Source organism: Limosilactobacillus reuteri, from assembly GCF_013694365.1.
Lineage (GTDB): Bacteria > Bacillota > Bacilli > Lactobacillales > Lactobacillaceae > Limosilactobacillus > Limosilactobacillus reuteri_E.
Window position 1 is genome coordinate 1,326,766 of the sequence record NZ_CP059275.1, and the last position, 19,516, is coordinate 1,346,281.

Annotated in this window: 22 protein-coding genes and 1 pseudogene (1 of these 23 cut by a window edge); all 23 read left to right on the forward strand. The window is 43.0% G+C overall.

Features of this window, described 5'->3' with window-relative positions; translation table 11 throughout:
- Positions 1 to 1,001, forward strand: partial view of a threonine synthase gene (gene thrC / locus HHK02_RS07845; RefSeq protein ID WP_181462262.1) — the 3' portion only. Its footprint begins 493 nt before the window's first position; the window shows 1,001 of its 1,494 coding nt (coding positions 494-1,494); its start codon lies beyond the left edge, outside the window; its stop codon occupies positions 999 to 1,001.
- Entirely contained in the window at positions 1,002 to 1,376 is a 375-nt protein-coding gene (locus tag HHK02_RS07850) for a helix-turn-helix domain-containing protein (RefSeq protein ID WP_086141976.1), read from the forward strand.
- Positions 1,377 to 1,697 carry a hypothetical protein gene (locus tag HHK02_RS07855; protein ID WP_224758111.1) on the forward strand — a complete coding sequence of 107 codons (321 nt, stop codon included), beginning with the start codon at positions 1,377 to 1,379 and terminating at the stop codon, positions 1,695 to 1,697.
- On the forward strand, positions 1,698 to 2,414 hold the full coding sequence (gene budA / locus HHK02_RS07860; RefSeq protein WP_085719290.1) for an acetolactate decarboxylase: 717 nt from the start codon (positions 1,698 to 1,700) through the stop codon (positions 2,412 to 2,414).
- Entirely contained in the window at positions 2,415 to 4,094 is a 1,680-nt protein-coding gene (gene alsS, locus HHK02_RS07865; RefSeq protein ID WP_085679944.1) for an acetolactate synthase AlsS, read from the forward strand.
- Positions 4,095 to 5,756: a formate--tetrahydrofolate ligase gene (locus tag HHK02_RS07870; RefSeq protein ID WP_003670376.1), complete on the forward strand. Its 1,662-nt coding sequence runs from the start codon at positions 4,095 to 4,097 to the stop codon at positions 5,754 to 5,756.
- Positions 5,757 to 5,885, forward strand: a complete 129-nt coding sequence (locus tag HHK02_RS12910) for a hypothetical protein (RefSeq protein ID WP_269204209.1) — start codon at positions 5,757 to 5,759, stop codon at positions 5,883 to 5,885.
- Positions 5,886 to 6,920 (forward strand): AI-2E family transporter, encoded by a 1,035-nt coding sequence (locus HHK02_RS07875; RefSeq protein WP_181462263.1) that lies wholly within the window; start codon positions 5,886 to 5,888, stop codon positions 6,918 to 6,920. It abuts the gene before it with no gap.
- Entirely contained in the window at positions 6,921 to 8,096 is a 1,176-nt protein-coding gene (locus tag HHK02_RS07880; RefSeq protein WP_181462264.1) for an SAM-dependent methyltransferase, read from the forward strand.
- The gene (gene ribB / locus HHK02_RS07885) at positions 8,097 to 8,759 is read left to right on the forward strand and encodes a 3,4-dihydroxy-2-butanone-4-phosphate synthase (protein ID WP_003670368.1); all 663 of its coding nucleotides are present in this window, start codon (positions 8,097 to 8,099) and stop codon (positions 8,757 to 8,759) included.
- Positions 8,760 to 9,401 carry an HAD hydrolase-like protein gene (locus HHK02_RS07890; protein ID WP_181462265.1) on the forward strand — a complete coding sequence of 214 codons (642 nt, stop codon included), beginning with the start codon at positions 8,760 to 8,762 and terminating at the stop codon, positions 9,399 to 9,401.
- Positions 9,402 to 10,043 carry an orotate phosphoribosyltransferase gene (gene pyrE, locus HHK02_RS07895; RefSeq protein WP_181462266.1) on the forward strand — a complete coding sequence of 214 codons (642 nt, stop codon included), beginning with the start codon at positions 9,402 to 9,404 and terminating at the stop codon, positions 10,041 to 10,043. It begins immediately after the preceding gene.
- A gap of 18 nt (positions 10,044 to 10,061) precedes the next feature.
- Complete coding sequence (pyrF, locus tag HHK02_RS07900; protein WP_231124824.1) at positions 10,062 to 10,775, forward strand: orotidine-5'-phosphate decarboxylase; 714 nt, start codon at positions 10,062 to 10,064, stop codon at positions 10,773 to 10,775.
- Positions 10,776 to 11,702, forward strand: coding sequence for a dihydroorotate dehydrogenase (locus HHK02_RS07905; RefSeq protein WP_152720342.1), 927 nt, complete (start codon positions 10,776 to 10,778; stop codon positions 11,700 to 11,702).
- Positions 11,703 to 12,995, forward strand: a complete 1,293-nt coding sequence (locus HHK02_RS07910; RefSeq protein WP_003670360.1) for a dihydroorotase — start codon at positions 11,703 to 11,705, stop codon at positions 12,993 to 12,995.
- Positions 12,996 to 13,925: an aspartate carbamoyltransferase catalytic subunit gene (locus tag HHK02_RS07915; RefSeq protein ID WP_078009409.1), complete on the forward strand. Its 930-nt coding sequence runs from the start codon at positions 12,996 to 12,998 to the stop codon at positions 13,923 to 13,925. It abuts the gene before it with no gap.
- Positions 13,926 to 14,753 carry a LysR family transcriptional regulator gene (locus HHK02_RS07920; protein WP_181462268.1) on the forward strand — a complete coding sequence of 276 codons (828 nt, stop codon included), beginning with the start codon at positions 13,926 to 13,928 and terminating at the stop codon, positions 14,751 to 14,753.
- Positions 14,754 to 15,098 (forward strand): AzlD domain-containing protein, encoded by a 345-nt coding sequence (locus HHK02_RS07925; protein ID WP_003669691.1) that lies wholly within the window; start codon positions 14,754 to 14,756, stop codon positions 15,096 to 15,098. It abuts the gene before it with no gap.
- The gene (locus HHK02_RS07930; protein ID WP_078009410.1) at positions 15,099 to 16,007 is read left to right on the forward strand and encodes an AzlC family ABC transporter permease; all 909 of its coding nucleotides are present in this window, start codon (positions 15,099 to 15,101) and stop codon (positions 16,005 to 16,007) included.
- Between the two features lie 339 nt (positions 16,008 to 16,346).
- Positions 16,347 to 18,299 carry a LysM peptidoglycan-binding domain-containing protein gene (locus tag HHK02_RS13125; protein WP_414601691.1) on the forward strand — a complete coding sequence of 651 codons (1,953 nt, stop codon included), beginning with the start codon at positions 16,347 to 16,349 and terminating at the stop codon, positions 18,297 to 18,299.
- A gap of 118 nt (positions 18,300 to 18,417) precedes the next feature.
- The gene (locus HHK02_RS07940) at positions 18,418 to 19,251 is read left to right on the forward strand and encodes an IS982 family transposase (RefSeq protein ID WP_152700983.1); all 834 of its coding nucleotides are present in this window, start codon (positions 18,418 to 18,420) and stop codon (positions 19,249 to 19,251) included.
- Entirely contained in the window at positions 19,252 to 19,389 is a 138-nt protein-coding gene (locus tag HHK02_RS07945; protein ID WP_231124825.1) for a GNAT family N-acetyltransferase, read from the forward strand. It abuts the gene before it with no gap.
- Positions 19,390 to 19,515, forward strand: a pseudogene (locus tag HHK02_RS12915) (GNAT family N-acetyltransferase); the annotation flags it as partial.
- Position 19,516: the final 1 nt, after the last annotated feature.

Consider the following 19,516-nt stretch of genomic DNA (forward strand, 5'->3'; position numbering starts at 1 on the left):
TCTACCCTGCTGGCGGGGTTAGTCCGGTTCAATTACGCCAAATGCTGGGGCAGCCTGGATCAAACCTCCACGCAATCGCAATTAAGGGTAATTTTGATGATGCCCAAACAAGCGTTAAACATATTTTCAACGATCAAGCATTTAATGACCGCCTTGCGCAAAATAATAACTGCTTTTCCTCAGCTAATTCAATGAATATCGGGCGGCTTATCCCCCAAATTGTGTACTATTTTGCTGCATACGGACAGCTTGTTCATACAGGCGGGATCCAACTAGGGGAGAAAGTTAATTTCACCGTGCCGACTGGTAATTTTGGCGATATCCTCGCTGGTTACTACGCTAAAAAATTAGGCTTACCAATTAACAAGCTCTTGTGTGCTTCTAATAAAAACAATGTATTGACCGACTTTTTCAAGAGCGGAAAATATGAGCGGCGACGCAACTTTTACCTAACTAACTCACCAGCAATGGATATTTTAGTATCAAGTAATCTTGAGCGGCTCCTCTTTGATCTTTATGATGAAAGCTGCGTAACAGTTGCTAAATTAATGAAGCAATTAGCTACTGACGGTCACTACCAAGTAGATTCCACCGTATTAAATAAGCTTCAGGAGCAATTTGTGGCTGGTTTTGCGACCCCAGATGAAGTTGAAGCCGAAATTAAACGAGTATATTTAAATGATGGATATGTTATTGACCCGCATACTGCAGTGGCATCACATGTAACACATCAATATCAGCAACAAAGCCATGACACAACTCCCACAGTTATCGTGTCAACTGCCAGTCCATATAAATTCCCTGAAACCGTCTACCACGCACTAACCAACCAAAAAGTTAATCAAATCGGGCTTCCTGCTCTTCAACAGTTACATGATCTTCTGGGAGATCAGCTTAGCGCTGGTGTCCAAGCGTTAGTAGACCAAACGCCGCGCCAAGAAAAAGTCATTAACCCAGCAGACATGGAAACATTGATAAGTAAAATTTTAAACTTAAAGTAATTGACACTAATTGCTGAAATTAAGTTTCAAGAACAACACCAGCAATTGACGGTTATCCCACGTGAACGCAGCAAAAATATTTTAGCGTATTTGCACAAACACTATGCGGAAAAGGTAACAATTAATGATAGTGCAACTGCGGTCAATATTAGTCCCAAAGAATGTATTCGGTCATTTAAGAAAAACATTCACCAAACGCCAATTGAATACTTATTAAATTACCGGGTTGAGCAGGCAAAGAAAATATTGCGGCATTCGGAGCTTTCGATCACGGATATTGCTTTGCGGGCGGGATTTAGTACGAGTTATTTTAGTAAAATATTTAAGGAACGGGTAGGGATGACACTACGGGAATACCGGCAGCGTCAAGGGTAGGTGTATTCCCGTAAGCTTAGCACCGCAGAAGCATTTGGCAATAAATATAGGCTTCGCGACACGCTAATAATTGACAGTATTTTCGATACTAAGAAAGTGACTTATCTTAATAATCAGGGGAGTATTCAAGTTATCAATAACCACTACTTAGATAACACCATGTTTGACGAGTTAAACGATTTTGCACAACTCTTTACTAACCCCGAATCGCCACAGCAGCAGGATAATTATCAACGATGGATTGAACTAGCTAAAATTGTTAATATGACTCTATACCGTCTCCGTAAATCTGCAAATATTATTTTTCCAAGCGACTACTAAATGACAACATTATATGAACACGGAACGTTAGCTGCGTTGATGGCAGGAAATTTTGATGGCACAATTACTGTCGGTAATTTGCTAAAACATGGTTCGATGGGAATCGGTACTTTTACTGGCTTAGACGGTGAGGTTGTTATCCTGAATAACGAAGTGTACCAAGCGGTTTCAAGTGGTCAAGTTAACCGCATTACAGATATGGATGCTACAATGCCATTCGCCTCAGTCCATTTTCCTGCTGAGCAACAGGATATAACATTAAGAAATGTAAACTTTGCTAAACTTAATAATGATTTTGTTAAAGAACATAAGCTTGCTAATGTTTTTGCATTCTTACAATTAAGCGATGAGTTTGAGCACGTTAAAATTCGAATTGCTCCGAAACAAGAAAAACCATACCCGACTTTACTCGATGTTGCGCAACACCAGCCTGAATTTACGGCTGAAAATATTTCCGGAACCATTATCGGTTATTATGCCCCAGAAATTTTTGGCACAATTACGGCAGCGGGCTGGCATCTTCATTTTATTAGCGATGATCGGCAATTTGCTGGTCACCTTCTGGCATTTGATGCTCCAGAATTAACAGGTAGCTTTGAAATTTTTGATAACCTGGAACAACATCTGCCGATTCATAATCAAGAATTTCGGGAGAGTGAAGTTGATATGGCAACTTTACGTGATGGAATTGCTAAATCAGAAGGAAATGCAGACTAAATGGAAGAGAAACTACATGGCGCAGATATTGTTATTGATAGTTTGAGAAAACACGGGGTTAATCTCGTCTTTGGTATTCCCGGAGCGAAGATTGATCGTTTGTTTGAAGGACTAGATGGTCAAGACAGTGAAGATGCACCTAAATTAATTGTTACCCGGCATGAGCAAAATGCGGCGTTTATGGCCCAAGCTTATGGTCGCTTAACCGGAAAAACAGGGGTCGCGATCACTACATCTGGCCCAGGAGTTGGTAATTTAGCAACTGGGATCATGACAGCCAACGCAGAAGGAGATCCAATGTTAGCGATTGGGGGACAAGTACAACGGAAAGACCTTCACCGCGCAACCCACCAAAGCACGCCTTCAACTGAAATTATGGCACCGATTACGCAATATAGCGCTGAAATTCAAGACCCAAATAATATTTCAGAAATTATGGCCAATGCATTTGAAGCGAGTCAGGATGCACGTAAGGGAGCAGCTTTCGTTAGTCTTCCACAAGACGTTGATGATGCTGAGGTAACTGAAAAGCCATTGCCAATTTATGAAACACCTAAGATGGGTCCTGCTGATCCAAATGACTTACAAAAACTAGTCGAACTAATTAAAAATAGTAAAATGCCGGTTATCTTAGTCGGTCAACGGGGCGCGGATGAAGAAATTACGACTGCTCTCCGCAAATTATTAGGTGATTATTCATTGCCTGTTGTTGAAACATATCAAGCGGCTGGAGTAGTGTCACGTGACTTAGAACAACAGTCATACTTTGGACGGATTGGCCTTTTCCGTAATCAAGTAGGAGATCAGCTTCTTCAACAAAGCGACCTTGTTATTGCTGTTGGTTATGATCCGATTGAATATGAACCACGGAACTGGAACAAGGAGGGGAATCTGCGAATTGTAAACCTTGATACCTTGCCAGCGCAAATTGATAACCACTATACGCCAATCATGCAACTAGTTGGTAATATTGCTATAAGCTTAACGGAGCTTGATAAGTTACTAAAAGGGTATGAATATCCTGTTGCAGCCACTGAGCAACTCGCTAAGTATAAGCAAGAACTTGACCAAGATAAAAAGATTCAAGTACCAACAAGCAATGATGCCAGCCATCCGTTAGCAGTTGTGCATGCAATTCAAGAAAATGTTACTGATGATATGCACGTTGCGCTCGATGTGGGTTCCCACTATATCTGGATGGCACGACATTTCCGCTGCTACCAGCCACGACACTTGTTAATCAGTAACGGGATGCAAACACTAGGCGTTGGCTTGCCATGGGCGATGGTTGCAGCGATGCTTTATCCCGAATATAAATCAGTGGCAGTTTGCGGGGATGGAGGCTTCCTCTTCTCTGGGGCGGAATTAGCGACAGCCGTTCAACACCATCTTAATGTTGTAACGATTGTATGGAATGATGGCGGTCATTACGACATGGTTAAGTTCCAGGAAGAGATGAAGTATTCGCAAGCAGCTGGTGTTAAATTTGGAAATGTTGATATCGTTAAGTATGCTGAGAGTTTTGGTGCAACTGGACTGCGAGTAAATAAGCCGGCTGACCTTACTAAGGTACTCAGTCAAGCGTTTAATATTGACGGCCCAGTTGTGGTAGATGTGCCAGTTGATTACAGTAACAATAAAGAATTAGCTGCCAACTTGATTGATTCACAACTTGGCTAAATGACAGACATCGAGATTGCAGACCAAGCGACACTGGAACCAATTACAGAAATTGCCGAGAAACTCGGACTTTCAGAAGACGAAATCGAACAATATGGTAAGTATAAAGCCAAAATTGATTTAAATGTAAAGCCTTTACCTGATAAAAAACATAAACTAATTTTAGTTACGTCCATCAACCCTACTCCTGCTGGTGAAGGGAAGTCGACTGTCCTCATTGGCTTAGGGGATGCATTAAATCAGTTAAATTATCAGACAACGATTGCAATGCGTGAACCATCGATGGGGCCTGTTTTTGGAATCAAAGGTGGTGCAACTGGTGGTGGATATAGTCAGGTTGTTCCAATGGAAGATATTAACCTGAACTTTACCGGTGACTTGCATGCTCTTACAAGTGCTAATAATACTTTGGCCGCTTTAATTGATAACTATATTATGCGTGATAATGCAATGAACCTTGATCCGCGGCGAATTATCTGGAAACGGGTAGAAGACGTTAATGATCGTGCTCTCCGAAATGTAGTTACCGGTCTTGGCGGTCCAATGGCTGGTGTTCCACGTGAAACAGGCTTTGACATCACAGCTGCTTCCGAGCTGATGGCAATTTTATGTCTATCAACTAGTCTTCATGACTTGAAAGAACGGATTAGTCGAATTGTAGTAGGATATACATACGATAAAGAACCGGTCACAGTTGGCCAGCTTAATTTTCAGGATGCAATTACAATTATCTTGAAAGATGCATTAAAGCCTAACCTTGTCCAAACTTTAGACCATACGCCAACAATCGTACATGGGGGACCATTTGCCAACATTGCCCATGGGTGTAATAGCGTTTTGGCGACGCAAACTGCCCTTAACCTTTCTGACTATACTGTGACGGAAGCTGGCTTTGGGGCTGACCTTGGTGGGGAAAAATTCCTTGATATTAAACAACGTGTTCTTGGTAAGCATCCAGATGCAATTGTCATCGTAGCGACTGTTCGAGCGCTAGAATACAATGGCGGTGCCAAACTTGCAGACTTAAATGATGAAAATCTTGATGCGCTGAAAAAAGGAATGGCAAACCTTAATCGTCACATTAAGAATATGCAATTATATGGGTTACCAATCGTAGTTGCAATCAACCATTTTGTCAGTGATACCGATAAAGAAATTCAAATGATTAAGGATGACTGTGCTAAGCAAAATGTTGAAGCAATTTTGACTGATGCTTGGGCTAAGGGCGGTAAAGGTACCCATGATTTGGCTAATAAAGTAGTCGAACTTGCTGATAGTCCAAGTGAATTTACTCATATCTATGACGTTCAAGTTGATGACCTTCAAACTAAGTTAGAGAAGATTGCTAAGCAGATTTATGGTGCTAAAGAAGTATCATTTAGCCGTAAAGCACAAAATCAATTGAAGCGATTTGCTAAGTATGGATGGAATGACTTGCCAGTATGTATTGCTAAGACCCAGTACTCATTTACAGATGACCAAAAACAACTCGGTGCCCCAACTGACTTTACTTTCCATATTCGGGAATTGGTACCAAAGATCGGTGCCGGCTTTGTCGTGGCATTAGCTGGTAATATGATGACAATGCCAGGCCTCCCTAAAGAACCAGCGGCTGTAAACATGACGATTGACGATAATGGTAAAATTACCGGATTATTCTAAATGGAAACAGTTAAGGCTGGGAGAAAAAGTTTTCTCCCATTTTTTGTTATCCGAACAATTTATGTTAATTTATTGGATAAAGTTAATGAAAATCGAACTTATTTTGCAAAATTGCTGAAAAAGTCTTGAATGACGAATGCCTGGAAGCATTTTATTGAGAATGTAAAACTACGGCGTTTCACTGTCTTATTATTAATCATTGTCGTACTCTGGCTAATGAGATCAATGATGAATTTAATTTTATTTACATTTATTCTTACTTATCTTGTTGTTAGTTGGGTAAGACTTGTCCAGCGATGGTTACCACGAATGTCGACAAGTTTAATTGTAATCGTTACCTATGTATTGTTAATTGTTCTCTTATACTTAGGGGTGACCCGCTATTTACCAGTTTTATCTCGGCAAGTTGTTAAAATGGTCAATTCAGTAGTTCATTTCTATAGTACTCATCAAGCGACGATGATATATCGTTATGTCAGCCATTACATAAGTACCGCCACTATTATGAGTCAGGTTCGGCATGGGATAACAATCGCGGTTAGCACTTTGACAAGTATTGGTGCAATTACCGTTTCATTTGTAATGTCTTTAATCTTGAGCTTTTTCTATACGCTTGAATTAAAACAAATGAATGAATTTTCTCATAGCTTTTTAGATAGTGATTTTGGCTGTTTTTTCCAGGATATTGATTATTTTGGTAAAAAATTTGTCAATACTTTTGGGGTAGTATTAGAGGCCCAATTTTTTATTGCTATTTGCAATACAGTGATTACCACGATTGGCCTATTATTTATGCGGATGCCGCAGATTTTTGCCCTATCGTTAATTGTGTTTATCTTTAGTTTGGTTCCGGTTGCTGGAGTAATTATTTCAACAATCCCATTGGCGATGGTTGGTTACTCAGTCGGTGGAATTCGCGATGTGGTTTACATTATCATCATGATTATCATCATCCATACTTTGGAGGCCTACGTCTTAAATCCTAAGTTTATGTCTAGCCGGACAGATCTACCAATCTTTTATACTTTTATCGTATTACTGATTGGTGAACATCTTTTTGGTACATGGGGATTGATTGTGGGGGTACCAATCTTTACCTTCTTACTTGATGTATTAGGCGTAAAGCCCATTCGCGGTGCAAAAAGAATAAAAAAAGAAGTGTGAATGTTAGAAAAGACGTTCTACAAGTCACTACTAAAGCACTCATTTAACATTCCCGTAAAGATCGTATTTTGGGATGGATCAAGTGTTATCTATGGTGACGGAACTCCTGAGGTAACTATCACCTTTAATGAGAAAATTCCAATGCGTGATATTACCAAGAACGCCTCAATTGCACTTGGGGAAGCCTACATGGATAAGAAAATCGAGATCCAGGGTAGCATTCAAGAATTGATCGAATCAGCATATGAAAGTGCCGATAGTTTTATGCGGAGTTCTAAGTTCCGCAAATTTTTGCCTAAACAAGGCCACTCAGAAAAAGAGAGCGAAAATGATGTCCAAAGTCATTATGATGTTGGGAACGACTTCTACAAGTTATGGCTTGATGATACGCTAACTTACTCATGTGCTTATTTTACTGATGGCAACCATGATGATCTTACAAAAGCACAAGTTGATAAGGTTCATCACATCTTAAAGAAGCTTGATCCAAAGCCTGGCAAAACATTGCTTGATATTGGATGTGGTTGGGGAACATTAATGTTAACTGCTGCAAAAGAATATGGCTTAAAAGTTACTGGGGTTACTTTAAGCGAAGAACAATATCGCTTTGTTAAGGAACGGATTGAAAAAGAAGGTTTGCAAGACGTTGCCGAAGTTAAACCTGTTGATTACCGTGAACTTGGTGACCAAAAGTGGGATTATATTACATCCGTTGGTATGTTTGAACACGTTGGAAAAGAAAATCTAGGTTTTTACTTTAAAGATATCCAAGGTTGCCTTGCTGATGATGGTGTTGCCTTGATTCATGGTATCACTCGTCAACAAGGCGGTGCATATAATGGGTGGATTAACAAGTATATCTTCCCTGGCGGTTATGTACCTGGTCTCGAAGAAATGATCGGTCACATTGAAGAAAATCATATGCAAATCGCTGATATCGAAATGCTTCGCCGTCACTATCAACGCACCCTCGAAATTTGGGACATGAACTTTAATGAACATCGTGCTCAAATCCTTGATATGATGGGTGAACGTTTTACACGGATGTGGGATTTATATCTTCAAACATGTGCTGCATCATTTGAATCTGGAAATATTGATGTTATTCAATACTTGATAACTAAGGGTCCTTCAGGTAAAAACTTACCAATGACTCGTGATTACATGACAAAATAGATGCAAAGTCAATTTTCAACTGTTGAAGAAGCATTAAACCAATTAGTAAATGGTGGTTATATTATCTTAGCCGATAATGAAGATCGTGAAAACGAAGGTGATTTAGTAGCTTTAGGTGAAAATGTCAACGCTGATACTATCTATGAAATGTTGAACGAGGCAAATGGTTTAATGTGTGTACCAGTAAGCGAAGATATTGCTAAACATTTAGCGTTTAAGCCCATGGTAGAACATAGCACTGACCCACACCAAACACCATTTATGGTTACTACTGATGGTACCTTAGAAGCAACCGGTGTTACTACTGGTGTTTCTGCTTTTGACCGCGCAGCAACGATTCGGCAAATTGCCAAGCCAACTGCCCAAGCATCTGACTTTAATCATCCCGGCCACATTCAACCTCTTTACGCTCAACCTCATGGATTAAGAGACCGAATTGGTCACACCGAAGCAGCTATTGATCTTGCCTATTTAGCAGGAAAGGCACCAGTTGCTGTTATTATTGAAGTGTTAAAGCGTGACGGCACGATGGCTCGTCGTGATAGTCTGTCAGTCCTTGCTAACCGAGTTCATGTACCATTTATTACAATCAATCAAATTATTGAGTATTTAGATGTAAAGGGAATCGATTATGCCGCTGACCTCGCTAAAGTAAATGCTTAAATGGATGGTGCGATTTTTTCGTTTAATAATATCTTTGTTAATACAAATAAGTTATCCTTTACTGCATGGCAACGTTTTGCAATGTATGAATTTGGGATGGGATTACCTGGAAAATTAGCTTCCCAATTCGATAACCTTACTCCTTCGCAAGGGCTCTCCCTAGTCTTAGCACATTTTAATGCTAATCCTGCCCCAAGCGAAAAGGCTTCAATGATTGCAGAATGGCAAAAATTCCTTAACGAAGAAGCGGATAGCCTAAGTGAAAAGGATCAACTTCCAGGGATTAAGCGTCTTTTACTAAATCTCTATGATCATTACGTTAAAATTGCCGTGTTAGATGCTAATGGAGATGTACAAAATGTCCTTAAACAAATTGGCCTTGATAATTATGTCGATAGTATCGTTAGGACTAATGATAAAGAAAGCCCATATCTAACTGCTGTTAATCAATTAAATCTTATCGGAGCTAATTGCATTGGAGTTGGAACGACAGCTCATGATATTGAAAATATTCACCATATAAATGCAATTGCAATTGGCGTTGGTGATGCTACAACATTAGCAAATGCAGATTATCAAGTAGTACAAGTTGGTGACTTACGCTACCCAATGCTCCAAAAGATTTGGGAAGATAAACAATAAATGACATATTCACAACGCGTTGCAAAAGCATTATTAGATATTCATGCTGTTACCCTTAGCCCAGACCAACCATTTACCTGGGCGAGCGGTCTAAAATCTCCAATCTATACCGATAATCGATTGACGATTTCTTATCCAGAAGTTCGGCAAGCAATTTTTAATGGGATGGTTGAACAAATTAAACTTCATTTTAGTGGGGCCGATGTTATTGCCGGGACAGCAACTGCTGGAATTCCTCATGCGGCATGGGTTGCCCAGAATATGGAATTACCGATGATTTATGTTCGGACTAAGCCGAAAGATCATGGTCAAGGCAAGCAAATTGAAGGGGTGCTTAAAGAAGGACAAAAAGTCGTCGTGATTGATGACCTTATTTCAACTGGTGGTAGTGTATTAAACGCTGTGCGGGCGGTTAACAATGCAGGCGGAAAAGTAATTGGCGTTGTTTCTGTCTTTACTTATGATTTGCCAGCTGCTGAACAAAACTTTATGGCAAATGGACTAAAATACTATTCAGTAACGGATTATATGACTTTGATTAAGGTCGCAAAGGAAAATGACCAAATTAGTGCGGACCACCTCAAGTCTCTTCAAGAATGGCGGAAAGACCCGTTAAGCTGGAGTAAAGAGCAAGCATCATAATTGAAACGCTTCGTACCGATGGTGGCTATCGATGTTGCAACTAAGCAGGAAGCAATTGACCTATTTGATAAATTAATGGTAAAACCGCAGCCGATCGTAAAAATTGGAATGGAATTATATTATGGCCTGGGACAAGTAATTGTTAAAGAGGCAAAAAAGCGGGGATTTAAGGTATTCCTTGATTTGAAATTATACGATATTCCGAATACTGTTCATCGCGCAATGGCAGCTATTGGCCGATTGGGAATTGATTTTACGACAATTCACGCAGCTGGAGGCAGTGAAATGTTGATTGCCGGATTAGCCGGTCTAGAAGAAGGAGCTAAGGAAGCAGGCGTTGAACCAGCAAAGTTATTAGCAATTACCCAACTTACTTCGATTGATGAAAAAATTCTCCATGAACAACAGCATGTTGATTTGTCGTTGATTGAGTCAGTCCAAAGTTACGCGCGCTTAGCAGAAAAAGTAGGATTGGCCGGCGTGGTTTGCTCAGCCCATGAAATCAAGGCGATTCGTGAAGTGACGGGGGATAATTTCCTATGTGTAACGCCAGGAATCCGCCCGACTCATGCAATAAAAGATGATCAAAAGCGAGTGGTTACACCAGCACAAGCAAGAATAGATGGGAGCAATGCGATCGTAGTTGGACGGCCAATCACTCAGAGCTTTGACCCAGTTGCTGCTTATCAAGAAGTCCAAAAAGCATTCTTAAATGAGGAGGAAGAAAAATGAATGCAAGAAACGCAACGATTAGCAGTTGAATTGCCGGGATTATCACTAAAAAATCCGATTATTGCGGCAAGTGGGACTTGTGGATATGGGCAAGAAGCAGCTAAAAAGTATAATCTTAATCATTTAGGCTCCCTTGTGTTAAAGTCCACTACCCTCCATCCCCGCCAAGGTAATCCACGTCCGCGAGTTTGTGAAACCAGTGCCGGTTGGCTTAATGCTAATGGTCTTCAGAATGTGGGCATTACCGCAGCAACTAATGAAAAAATTCCGTGGTTACGAAAAAATTATCCGCAACTACCGATTATTGCAAGTGCTGCTGGTTTTTCTGAAGACGAATACGTTAAAGTTGTTAGTGAATTTGCTAATACGGCTGGGGTGAAAGCAATTGAATTAAACGTATCATGTCCGAATGTAAAACACGGCGGGATGGCAATGGGAACTGATCCAGAAGTGCTTCAACGATTAGTAAAACAAGTAGTTAAAGCTGCCCTAGGAATTCCCATCTATGTAAAGCTAACACCAAATGTAACTAATATTGTTCCCCTCGCGCAAGCAGCTGAGCAAGGGGGCGCTAATGGCCTGACGATGATTAATACGTTAACGGGATTAAGCATCGACTTAAAAACTCGGCGCCCGGCTTTAGCTAATGTAACGGGCGGTTTATCAGGTCCTGCCATTAAACCTTTAGCATTAAGAATGATTCACCAGGTCCGTCAGGTTTCTTCTTTACCGATCATCGGCGTGGGTGGAATTGAATCAGCTGAAGATGTTCTTGAATTTATGATGGCAGGTGCTAATGCTGTTCAAATCGGGGCAGCTAGTTTTCATGATTCATTGGCTTGCCCGAAAATTGCAGCTGATTTACCAATCGTAATGGATAGATACGGGATTAAGAAACTTACGGATTTATGGGAGGTAAGATTTTGAATGAGTAAGGCAGTTTTACTAACGAATGGCCGACGAATTTATAATGATGAATTGGTTAAGACTGAAGTTTTGATTGTAGATGGCAAGATTAAGGCAATTGGCGAGCATATCCAGGCACCAAGTGATGCAGAAAAAGTCGACCTGGATAATGGATTGATTACACCAGGACTAATTGATGTTCATGTCCATCTTCGCGAACCAGGCTATACCAATAAAGAAACGATTGCTACAGGAAGTAAAGCCGCTGCACATGGTGGTTTTACGACAATTGCTGCAATGGCCAACCTTAATCCGACATGTGACACACCAGAAAAATTTAAAGAACAGGTTGATCGGAACGAGAAAGCTGGACTGGTAAAAATCCTCCAATATTCACCAGTTACAGTTGGTCGGGCTGGAAAACAAGCAGTTAATGTTGCTGAGCAGTATGCTGCAGGTGCCCGTCTTTTTAGCGATGATGGTGCGGGAATTCAAGATGCTGGAGTTGTATACCAAGCAATGCAACAACTAGCGAAAGTTAACGCTCCGTTATGTGATCATGCACAAGATAATCAACTTGCACAAAATGGGGTAATTAATGATGGGGCAACTATTGCTAAAAAACTAGCACTACCAGGAATGCCAGCGATTAGTGAAACAGCGCAAATTGCTCGGAATTTGGTGATTGCTCAGGCAACTGGGGTCCATTATCATGTTTGCCATGTTTCAACTAAAGAAAGTATTGACCTGATTCGTCATGCTAAACAACAAGGAATTAACGTTACATGTGAAGTGACTCCCCATCATTTACTTTTAGCCGATGCTGATATTAAAGAGGATGATGCTGAATTTAAGATGAATCCACCTCTTCGGCAGCGTCTTGACCAACAGGCTTGCTTAATTGGGCTATTGGATGGCACGATTGATTGTATTGCTACTGATCATGCGCCACATACCGATGCGGAGAAGCAGCAAGGATTTCTTAAATCACCAAATGGTATTGTTGGCTCAGAAACAGCTTTTGCCTTACTCTATACCCACTTTGTTAAAACGGGTATCTTTACGCTTGCCCAATTGATTGACTGGATGGCCGTTAAACCGCAAGCGATTTTTAACCTTGATAACGCTGGATTATTAAAGGTAGGGGACCCAGCAGATATTGCTGTATTTGATATCGATCATCAAGATGTAATTCAACCAGACCAGTTTTTCTCTAAGGGTCACAATACTCCATTTGTTGGTGAACAAGTATACGGAATGACTAAGCGAACTTATGTCGATGGAAAACTCGTATATCTGGAGGGAGAAGGATAAATGATTAGTACAGAAAGAATTCAACCAAATTTAGTAACAGTTGCCGACATGGATGCAGCAGATGCAATTGATTTAATTCATGAAGCCCAAGCATATAAAGCTGGAAAGCAAGCGGTTCTCACTGCACCGGCATACGCGGTTAACCTCTTCTTTGAAAACTCAACCCGAACAAAGACTAGTTTCCAAATGGCACAAATGAAGTTGGGGATGAATGTACTAGAATTCGAAGCGGGCACGAGTTCAGTGAAAAAAGGGGAAAGCCTCTATGACACTGTTAAGACAATGGAATCAATCGGTGTAAATGTTGCGGTAATCCGTCATCCTGAAAATGAATATTACAACCAATTGATTAATCATTCAGACCTTAAGATCGGAATTGTAAATGGTGGTGATGGTAGCGGCCAACATCCATCGCAATGTTTACTTGATATGATGACAATTAATGAAGAATTTGGCGATTTTAAGGGGTTAAAAGTACTAATTATTGGTGATCTTAGTCACTCCCGAGTAGCGCACTCAAATGCAATGATGCTTAATCGTCTAGGAGCAGAGGTTTATTTTGCTGGCCCAGAAAAATGGTATGATCCTACGCTGGAACAATATGGAACTTTTGGTGACTTTGACGAATTGCTTCCTCAAATGGATGTAGTTAATTTACTACGAGTTCAAAATGAACGGCTAACGACTGCTGACGGTCAAGCTTTTGACGCTAATCAATATCACCAAGCTTATGGTTTAACTTTAGAGCGAGCCGCAAAGATGAAGCAGGGGGCAATCATTATGCATCCGGCACCGGTTAACCGGGGTGTTGAAATCGATAGCTCTCTTGTAGAAGCGCCTAATTCCCGCATTTTCCAACAAATGACAAACGGCGTATATACCCGGATGGCAATTCTTAGTCGAATTCTTCGTTACCAAGGATTGATGTAATTGGATTATCAATATGCAGCAAAAAAATCAGGGATAACGGTTGATGAATTGGTTCGCACAATTAAGGCGCTTGAAGAAGAGCTTAACATCAAGCTTATTAGACCTAAAGGCGGCGTAGTTGAATTAACTGAAATCGGGGCAAAAGTTTTACCGTTGATCACTGAGATTGCTCAAAAACATGCTAAATTATTATCGGTAGTTACGGATTATCGAAAAAAGGAAGCAGAAGAAGCGATCAAAGTTACTGTCGTCCCAGACTTTGCCAATTATCAAGCAGCCCCGGTTGTTAAAAAATTAGCCCAGCAACATAAAATGAATATTGTTGAAGATGTTGATCCAATGGCACAGCTACAACAAGGGGAAAGCGAGCTGGCATTTATTAGTTATGCCGGCAAACTTCCCGATGATTTTGAGGTGCTTTCAGTGGGAACTGATGACTTAGTAGCTTATATCCCAGCGCGGAACCCACTTTCTAAACAAAAGAAATTAACGCTTACTGATCTAAAAGCAGAAAAATTTTTAACACTAAACCATCAAAATCCATTTGCAGTCTTTGTTCAACAGGTTTGTGCTGCGGCTGGGTTTGAACTATATTCTATTTTTGAAGGAGAAAAAGGAAGAATATTAGTAAATATGGTTGCTTTAGGGATGGGGATAACCTTGTTGATGGAACAATCAATAAGTGAAAACTTAGATAGTAAAGTGGTTAAAGTGCCGATTGTTCCCCAAGTTACTCAAAACCTTGCATTTGTTCGTCGTAAAAATGTAGAACACACGGCAGAGCAAGAAGAGTTATGGCAAGCTCTAAAAGAATCCTTTGAAAAATAGATGGAACAACTATTAAGTAATAAAATCGTTTACCATATTATAGTGATTATCTTGGCAGCTTTAGCGGCATTTATTCCCCGTTATCTACCAGTATTATTCTTCTCAACGCGAAAAATCCCAGAATGGTTTAATGAATGGATGAAATATGTCCCAGTTAGTTTATTTGCGACCCTGGTTGTAAAAGGGATCTTCTTAACTGGCTCTTATCATTTTACTCTATTCGGTTATCCAGAACGGATTATTGCAGCATTGATCGTGATTGTGATTGCGTACTTTACTCGATCAATGTCGATTTCAGTAATTGCTGGATTGGTTGCTGTTTGGCTTCTGAGCTTAGCGTTATAAGTGGCTAAAGCACAAATAAATCCAGAAAGGACACGCTGGCTTGAGGTGCTTGGTGTCTCAATGCCATTATGTCTTAGTTATATTCCGATTGGATTGGCCTGTGGAATCTTACTACACGCAGCAGGTTTAAACTTTATAATGATTTTATTGGTGTCGGTATTAGTGTTCTCTGGTGGGGCACAATTTATTCTGGCATCGTTATTAGCAAGTAACGCTCCATTAGGGACTATCTTTATCTCACTTTTCTTCTTAGAGTTACGATATGCATTGTTAGGATCGAGTTTATCTAAATATATTAAGGATAAATCAGCACGTTTCATCCTCATCTTTTCTGCATCAATGAACGATGAAAATTATGCTGTTAACTATATGAAGTTTGCAACTGATAAGAAATGGGATCCCGATGACGCGTTGTTAGTGGAGTATTATTCACTTGCAGCATGGTCGACTTCAAACATGGTTGGTGGTTTGATCGGTGGTGCAATTTCGATTGACCTTGAAGTGGTTGATTTTGCATTAACGGCCTTATTCTTATATATGATCGTAATGCAGGTTCAAAACCACTTGACCCTAGTTATTGGCATCTTGGCAGCTGTTCTTGGTGCATACTTCCAGGCATTGACTAAAAGTACACTTGGGATTATTATTGCAACCTTAATTGCTTCCTTTGTTGGATTCTTGATTGAAAATACAGTTCGTCACCATAGTAAGCATCCAAACTCGAACTGGTTCTTGACAAAAATGTTTAGGCCGAAGATCACAAAGACTACGATCGAGGATAAACAAGCTCAACAAAAAGAAGTTAAGGAAGTTGAAAAACTGGAAACTAAGATTGAAGATGTTGTTGAACACCATGATGAGAAACATGAAGAGAAAAAACATGATGATCAACATCCTGATGAGGGCTAGATGTGCGCCCGGCATGGGTATTAGCTAGGCGGTGAGAGTCCGCTATGGGCCGTAGTAGTCGGAACCATGAGCTGAGGACAAGGGTGTCCACTGCGAGGTGGAATCTGAAGGAAGTCTAAGGCAAAGTACTGCACCGAGCTTGTCGCCGCTCGTCACCGGCGTATCCGTTCCGGATGTTGGCGTTTCGCCCGCTGCGCCACTAGCTGACGTGGCTGGTGCTTCCCCGCCTAGCGTTGCACTGGACGTTGGCTTGTCGCCGCTCGTTACCGGCGTATCCGTTCCGGATGTTGGCGTTTCGCTCGCTGAGCCACTAGCTGACGTATGGAACATAAATATCAAATGATTGCTGACCGGCTGTACCGGGTCAAGTTAGTTAAGAAAGGAAACCATTGGATTGCGATTGGCTTAACCGCGTTTACCTTAACCGCATTTACCTTAGGCTTAGGCCCAACCACGATTGATGCGGCGAGCTTGTTACCATGGCGAGCGACGACGCCGGCGGAGATCGCGCCCCGCATTGCGCCAACGGATCAAACCTATACTTTCCGGGCGGGTGACACTTTGTGGGCCTTGGCGCAAGTTTTGGGGATTGATTACCATACTTTGATGGAGTGGAATGGTTTGCACGAAGGAGATCAGTACCACATTCCGGTGGGAACGGTCGTAAAGATTCGCGGCAACCACGTGACGATGACTACGCCGGATGGTCGGAAACTGATTGATCGAAACTTGCCACCGCAAGCCTGGCGGACCCAAATCGGAACGACCAATACGATCCTGTGGCCGCAAGTCAGTTCAGGCCGGAGCAGTGAGCCGATCGGGACTTTTGGTGGCCTGGGAACGGCGGCCACCCCGCTTGATCAAGGGAGTCAGCCAACCACGAAGGGTGACAAGCCAACGGTCAGTGTAACGCCAGGTGGGGAAGTACCCGCTACGTCAGCTAGTGGCTCAGCGAGCGAAACGCCAACATCCGGAACGGATACGCCGGTAACGAGCGGCGACAAGCCAACGTCCAGTGCAACGCTAGGCGGGGAAGCACCAGCCACGTCAGCTAGTGGCGCAGCGGGCGAAACGCCAACATCCGGAACGGATACGCCGGTGACGAGCGGCGACAAGCCAACGTCCAGTGCAACGCTAGGCGGGGAAGCACCAGCCACGTCGGATAGTGGTACAGCCAGCGAAACACCAACGTCCGGAACGGACACACCGGTAACGAGCGGTGACAACCCAACGTCAAGTGCAACGCCAGGTGGGAAAACACCAGCCACGTCGGATAGTGGTACAGCCAGCGAAACGCCAACATCCGGAACGGACACACCGGTAACGAGCGGCGACAACCCAACGACCAGTGTAACGCCAGGTAGGGAAGCACCGGCAACGTCGGACAGTAGCACAGCCAGCGAAACGCCAACATCCGGAACGGAAACGCCGGTAACGAGCGGCGACAACCCAACGTCAAGTGTAACGCCAGGTAGGGAAACACCGGCAACGTCGGACAGTAGCACAGCCAGCGAAACGCCAACGTCCGGGACGGACACACCGGTAACGAGCGGTGACAACCCAACGACCAGTGTAACGCCAGGCAGGGAAGCACCGGCAACGTCCGGCAGTGCCTCAGCGGGTGAAACGCCAAGCTCCGGGACGGAAACGCCGGCCACGAGCGGTGACAACCCAACGACCAGTGTAACGCCAGGCAGGGAAGCACCGACAACGTCGGACAGTAGCACAACCAGCGAAACGCCAACATCCGGGACGGACACACCGGTAACGAGCGGCGACAATCCAACGACCAGTGCAACGTCAGGCGGGAAAGCACCGGCAACGTCAGCTAGTGGCTCAGCGAGCGAAACGCCAACATCCGGAACGGATACGCCGGTAACGAGCGGCGACAAGCCAACGTCCAGTGCAACGCTAGGCGGGGAAGTACCCGCCACGTCAGCTAGTGGCGCAGCCGGTGAAACACCAACGTCCGGGACGGACACGCCGGCCACGAGTGGTAACAACTCAACGACCAGTGTAACGCCAGGTGGGGAAGTACCCGCTACGTCAGCTAGTGGCTCAGCGAGCGAAACGCCAACATCCGGAACGGATACGCCGGTAACGAGCGGCGACAAGCCAACGTCCAGTGCAACGCTAGGCGGGGAAGCACCAGCCACGTCAGCTAGTGGCGCAGCGGGCGAAACGCCAACATCCGGAACGGATACGCCGGTGACGAGCGGCGACAAGGCTTGTCGCCGCTCGTCACCGGCGTATCCGTTCCGGATGTTGGCGTTTCGCCCGCTGCGCCACTAGCTGACGTGGCTGGTGCTTCCCCGCCTAGCGTTGCACTGGACGTTGGCTTGTCGCCGCTCGTTACCGGCGTATCCGTTCCGGATGTTGGCGTTTCGCTCGCTGAGCCACTAGCTGACGTATGGATTTCCAAGCCCGTTTTGATCATCAAAGGGCTCAATTTAAAATACTAATTGATTGGTTCGTTCCTTGTTGGTTCACCGATCGTCGTAACGGCAATAACACGAAGCTTGCCGATGAAGACTTATTGGCCCTCATGTGCCTAAAAGTTCACTATCAACTTACCACTTGGATGGCCCTCTATCGTTTGGTTAAGCATGCTTTGCCTGAATTAGCGATGATTGAGTATTCTCGTTTTACTCGGCGCATCAAGCAACTGGGACCGGTATTACAGGCTATTCGTCAGGGGTTATTATCTTGGACAACCCCCGGATCAATCGCCATCATTGACAGTTATCCTTTACCGTTATGCCAATATGTGCGCAACTTTCATGCCTGTGCGTTTGCCGGCTATGCTGACATAGGTTACAACGCTACAAAGAAACAACATTTTTATGGGTTTAAGGTCCATATGGCAGTGACGCCATCCGGACTAATCCTCAATTATGTTGTAACTCCCGCCTCGTTGTCAGATGTTAAAGTAGCTTTAACGGTAACGCAAGGTTGCCCTTACCCAAATATTCTGGCTGATGTAGATCTTCGGGCTAAATTTGCGCGACGAGGTTATAACTTCTGGACGCCATATCGATCAAATATGAAAGGGGCTAAGGAACACAATAATCCAACTTTAAAGCGGACTAGACGTCTGATCGAGACAACCTTTGCCAAGCTTACTGCAGTAGGAAGCGAACAAACTTGTACTCGGAGCTTAGCCGGTTTACGAGCGCAAATTGAATCAATCATCTTGGCCCATAATCTGGAAATTTTAGGCAACGGCATAGCAATTCGCGTATAAATGCAGTTTGACAATACTCATCCAATCTGGGTTGCAACAATGGATGACCAAGTAATCGCCTGGTATGCTCTTGAGTATTTTTATCCGCATCCCGCCTATGATCATTCGGCACAGATAGCTATTTACGCGAATTGCTAGATGGATTACCAAATTAGGTTAGCAACAATAAATGATCTACCAGCGATTGTCGATATATTTAATCAAGCAATTCCGCTGCAAGTCAACGGTGAGAGTGCACCGATCAAAGTTGCTGATCGACGTGAAT

What these genes read in the sequence shown, in the direction of transcription:
- budA (WP_085719290.1), top strand. Translation starts at nt 1,698, where the DNA reads ATGACAACATTATATGAACACGGAACGTTAGCTGCGTTGATGGCAGGA.
- HHK02_RS07940 (WP_152700983.1), top strand. Translation starts at nt 18,418, where the DNA reads ATGGATTTCCAAGCCCGTTTTGATCATCAAAGGGCTCAATTTAAAATA.
- alsS (WP_085679944.1), top strand. Translation starts at nt 2,415, where the DNA reads ATGGAAGAGAAACTACATGGCGCAGATATTGTTATTGATAGTTTGAGA.
- HHK02_RS07880 (WP_181462264.1), top strand. Translation starts at nt 6,921, where the DNA reads ATGTTAGAAAAGACGTTCTACAAGTCACTACTAAAGCACTCATTTAAC.
- HHK02_RS13125 (WP_414601691.1), top strand. Translation starts at nt 16,347, where the DNA reads ATGATTGCTGACCGGCTGTACCGGGTCAAGTTAGTTAAGAAAGGAAAC.
- HHK02_RS07915 (WP_078009409.1), top strand. Translation starts at nt 12,996, where the DNA reads ATGATTAGTACAGAAAGAATTCAACCAAATTTAGTAACAGTTGCCGAC.
- HHK02_RS07945 (WP_231124825.1), top strand. Translation starts at nt 19,252, where the DNA reads ATGCAGTTTGACAATACTCATCCAATCTGGGTTGCAACAATGGATGAC.
- HHK02_RS07875 (WP_181462263.1), top strand. Translation starts at nt 5,886, where the DNA reads ATGACGAATGCCTGGAAGCATTTTATTGAGAATGTAAAACTACGGCGT.
- ribB (WP_003670368.1), top strand. Translation starts at nt 8,097, where the DNA reads ATGCAAAGTCAATTTTCAACTGTTGAAGAAGCATTAAACCAATTAGTA.
- pyrE (WP_181462266.1), top strand. Translation starts at nt 9,402, where the DNA reads ATGACATATTCACAACGCGTTGCAAAAGCATTATTAGATATTCATGCT.
- HHK02_RS07910 (WP_003670360.1), top strand. Translation starts at nt 11,703, where the DNA reads ATGAGTAAGGCAGTTTTACTAACGAATGGCCGACGAATTTATAATGAT.
- HHK02_RS07925 (WP_003669691.1), top strand. Translation starts at nt 14,754, where the DNA reads ATGGAACAACTATTAAGTAATAAAATCGTTTACCATATTATAGTGATT.
- pyrF (WP_231124824.1), top strand. Translation starts at nt 10,062, where the DNA reads ATGGTGGCTATCGATGTTGCAACTAAGCAGGAAGCAATTGACCTATTT.
- HHK02_RS12910 (WP_269204209.1), top strand. Translation starts at nt 5,757, where the DNA reads ATGGAAACAGTTAAGGCTGGGAGAAAAAGTTTTCTCCCATTTTTTGTT.
- HHK02_RS07905 (WP_152720342.1), top strand. Translation starts at nt 10,776, where the DNA reads ATGCAAGAAACGCAACGATTAGCAGTTGAATTGCCGGGATTATCACTA.
- HHK02_RS07890 (WP_181462265.1), top strand. Translation starts at nt 8,760, where the DNA reads ATGGATGGTGCGATTTTTTCGTTTAATAATATCTTTGTTAATACAAAT.
- HHK02_RS07870 (WP_003670376.1), top strand. Translation starts at nt 4,095, where the DNA reads ATGACAGACATCGAGATTGCAGACCAAGCGACACTGGAACCAATTACA.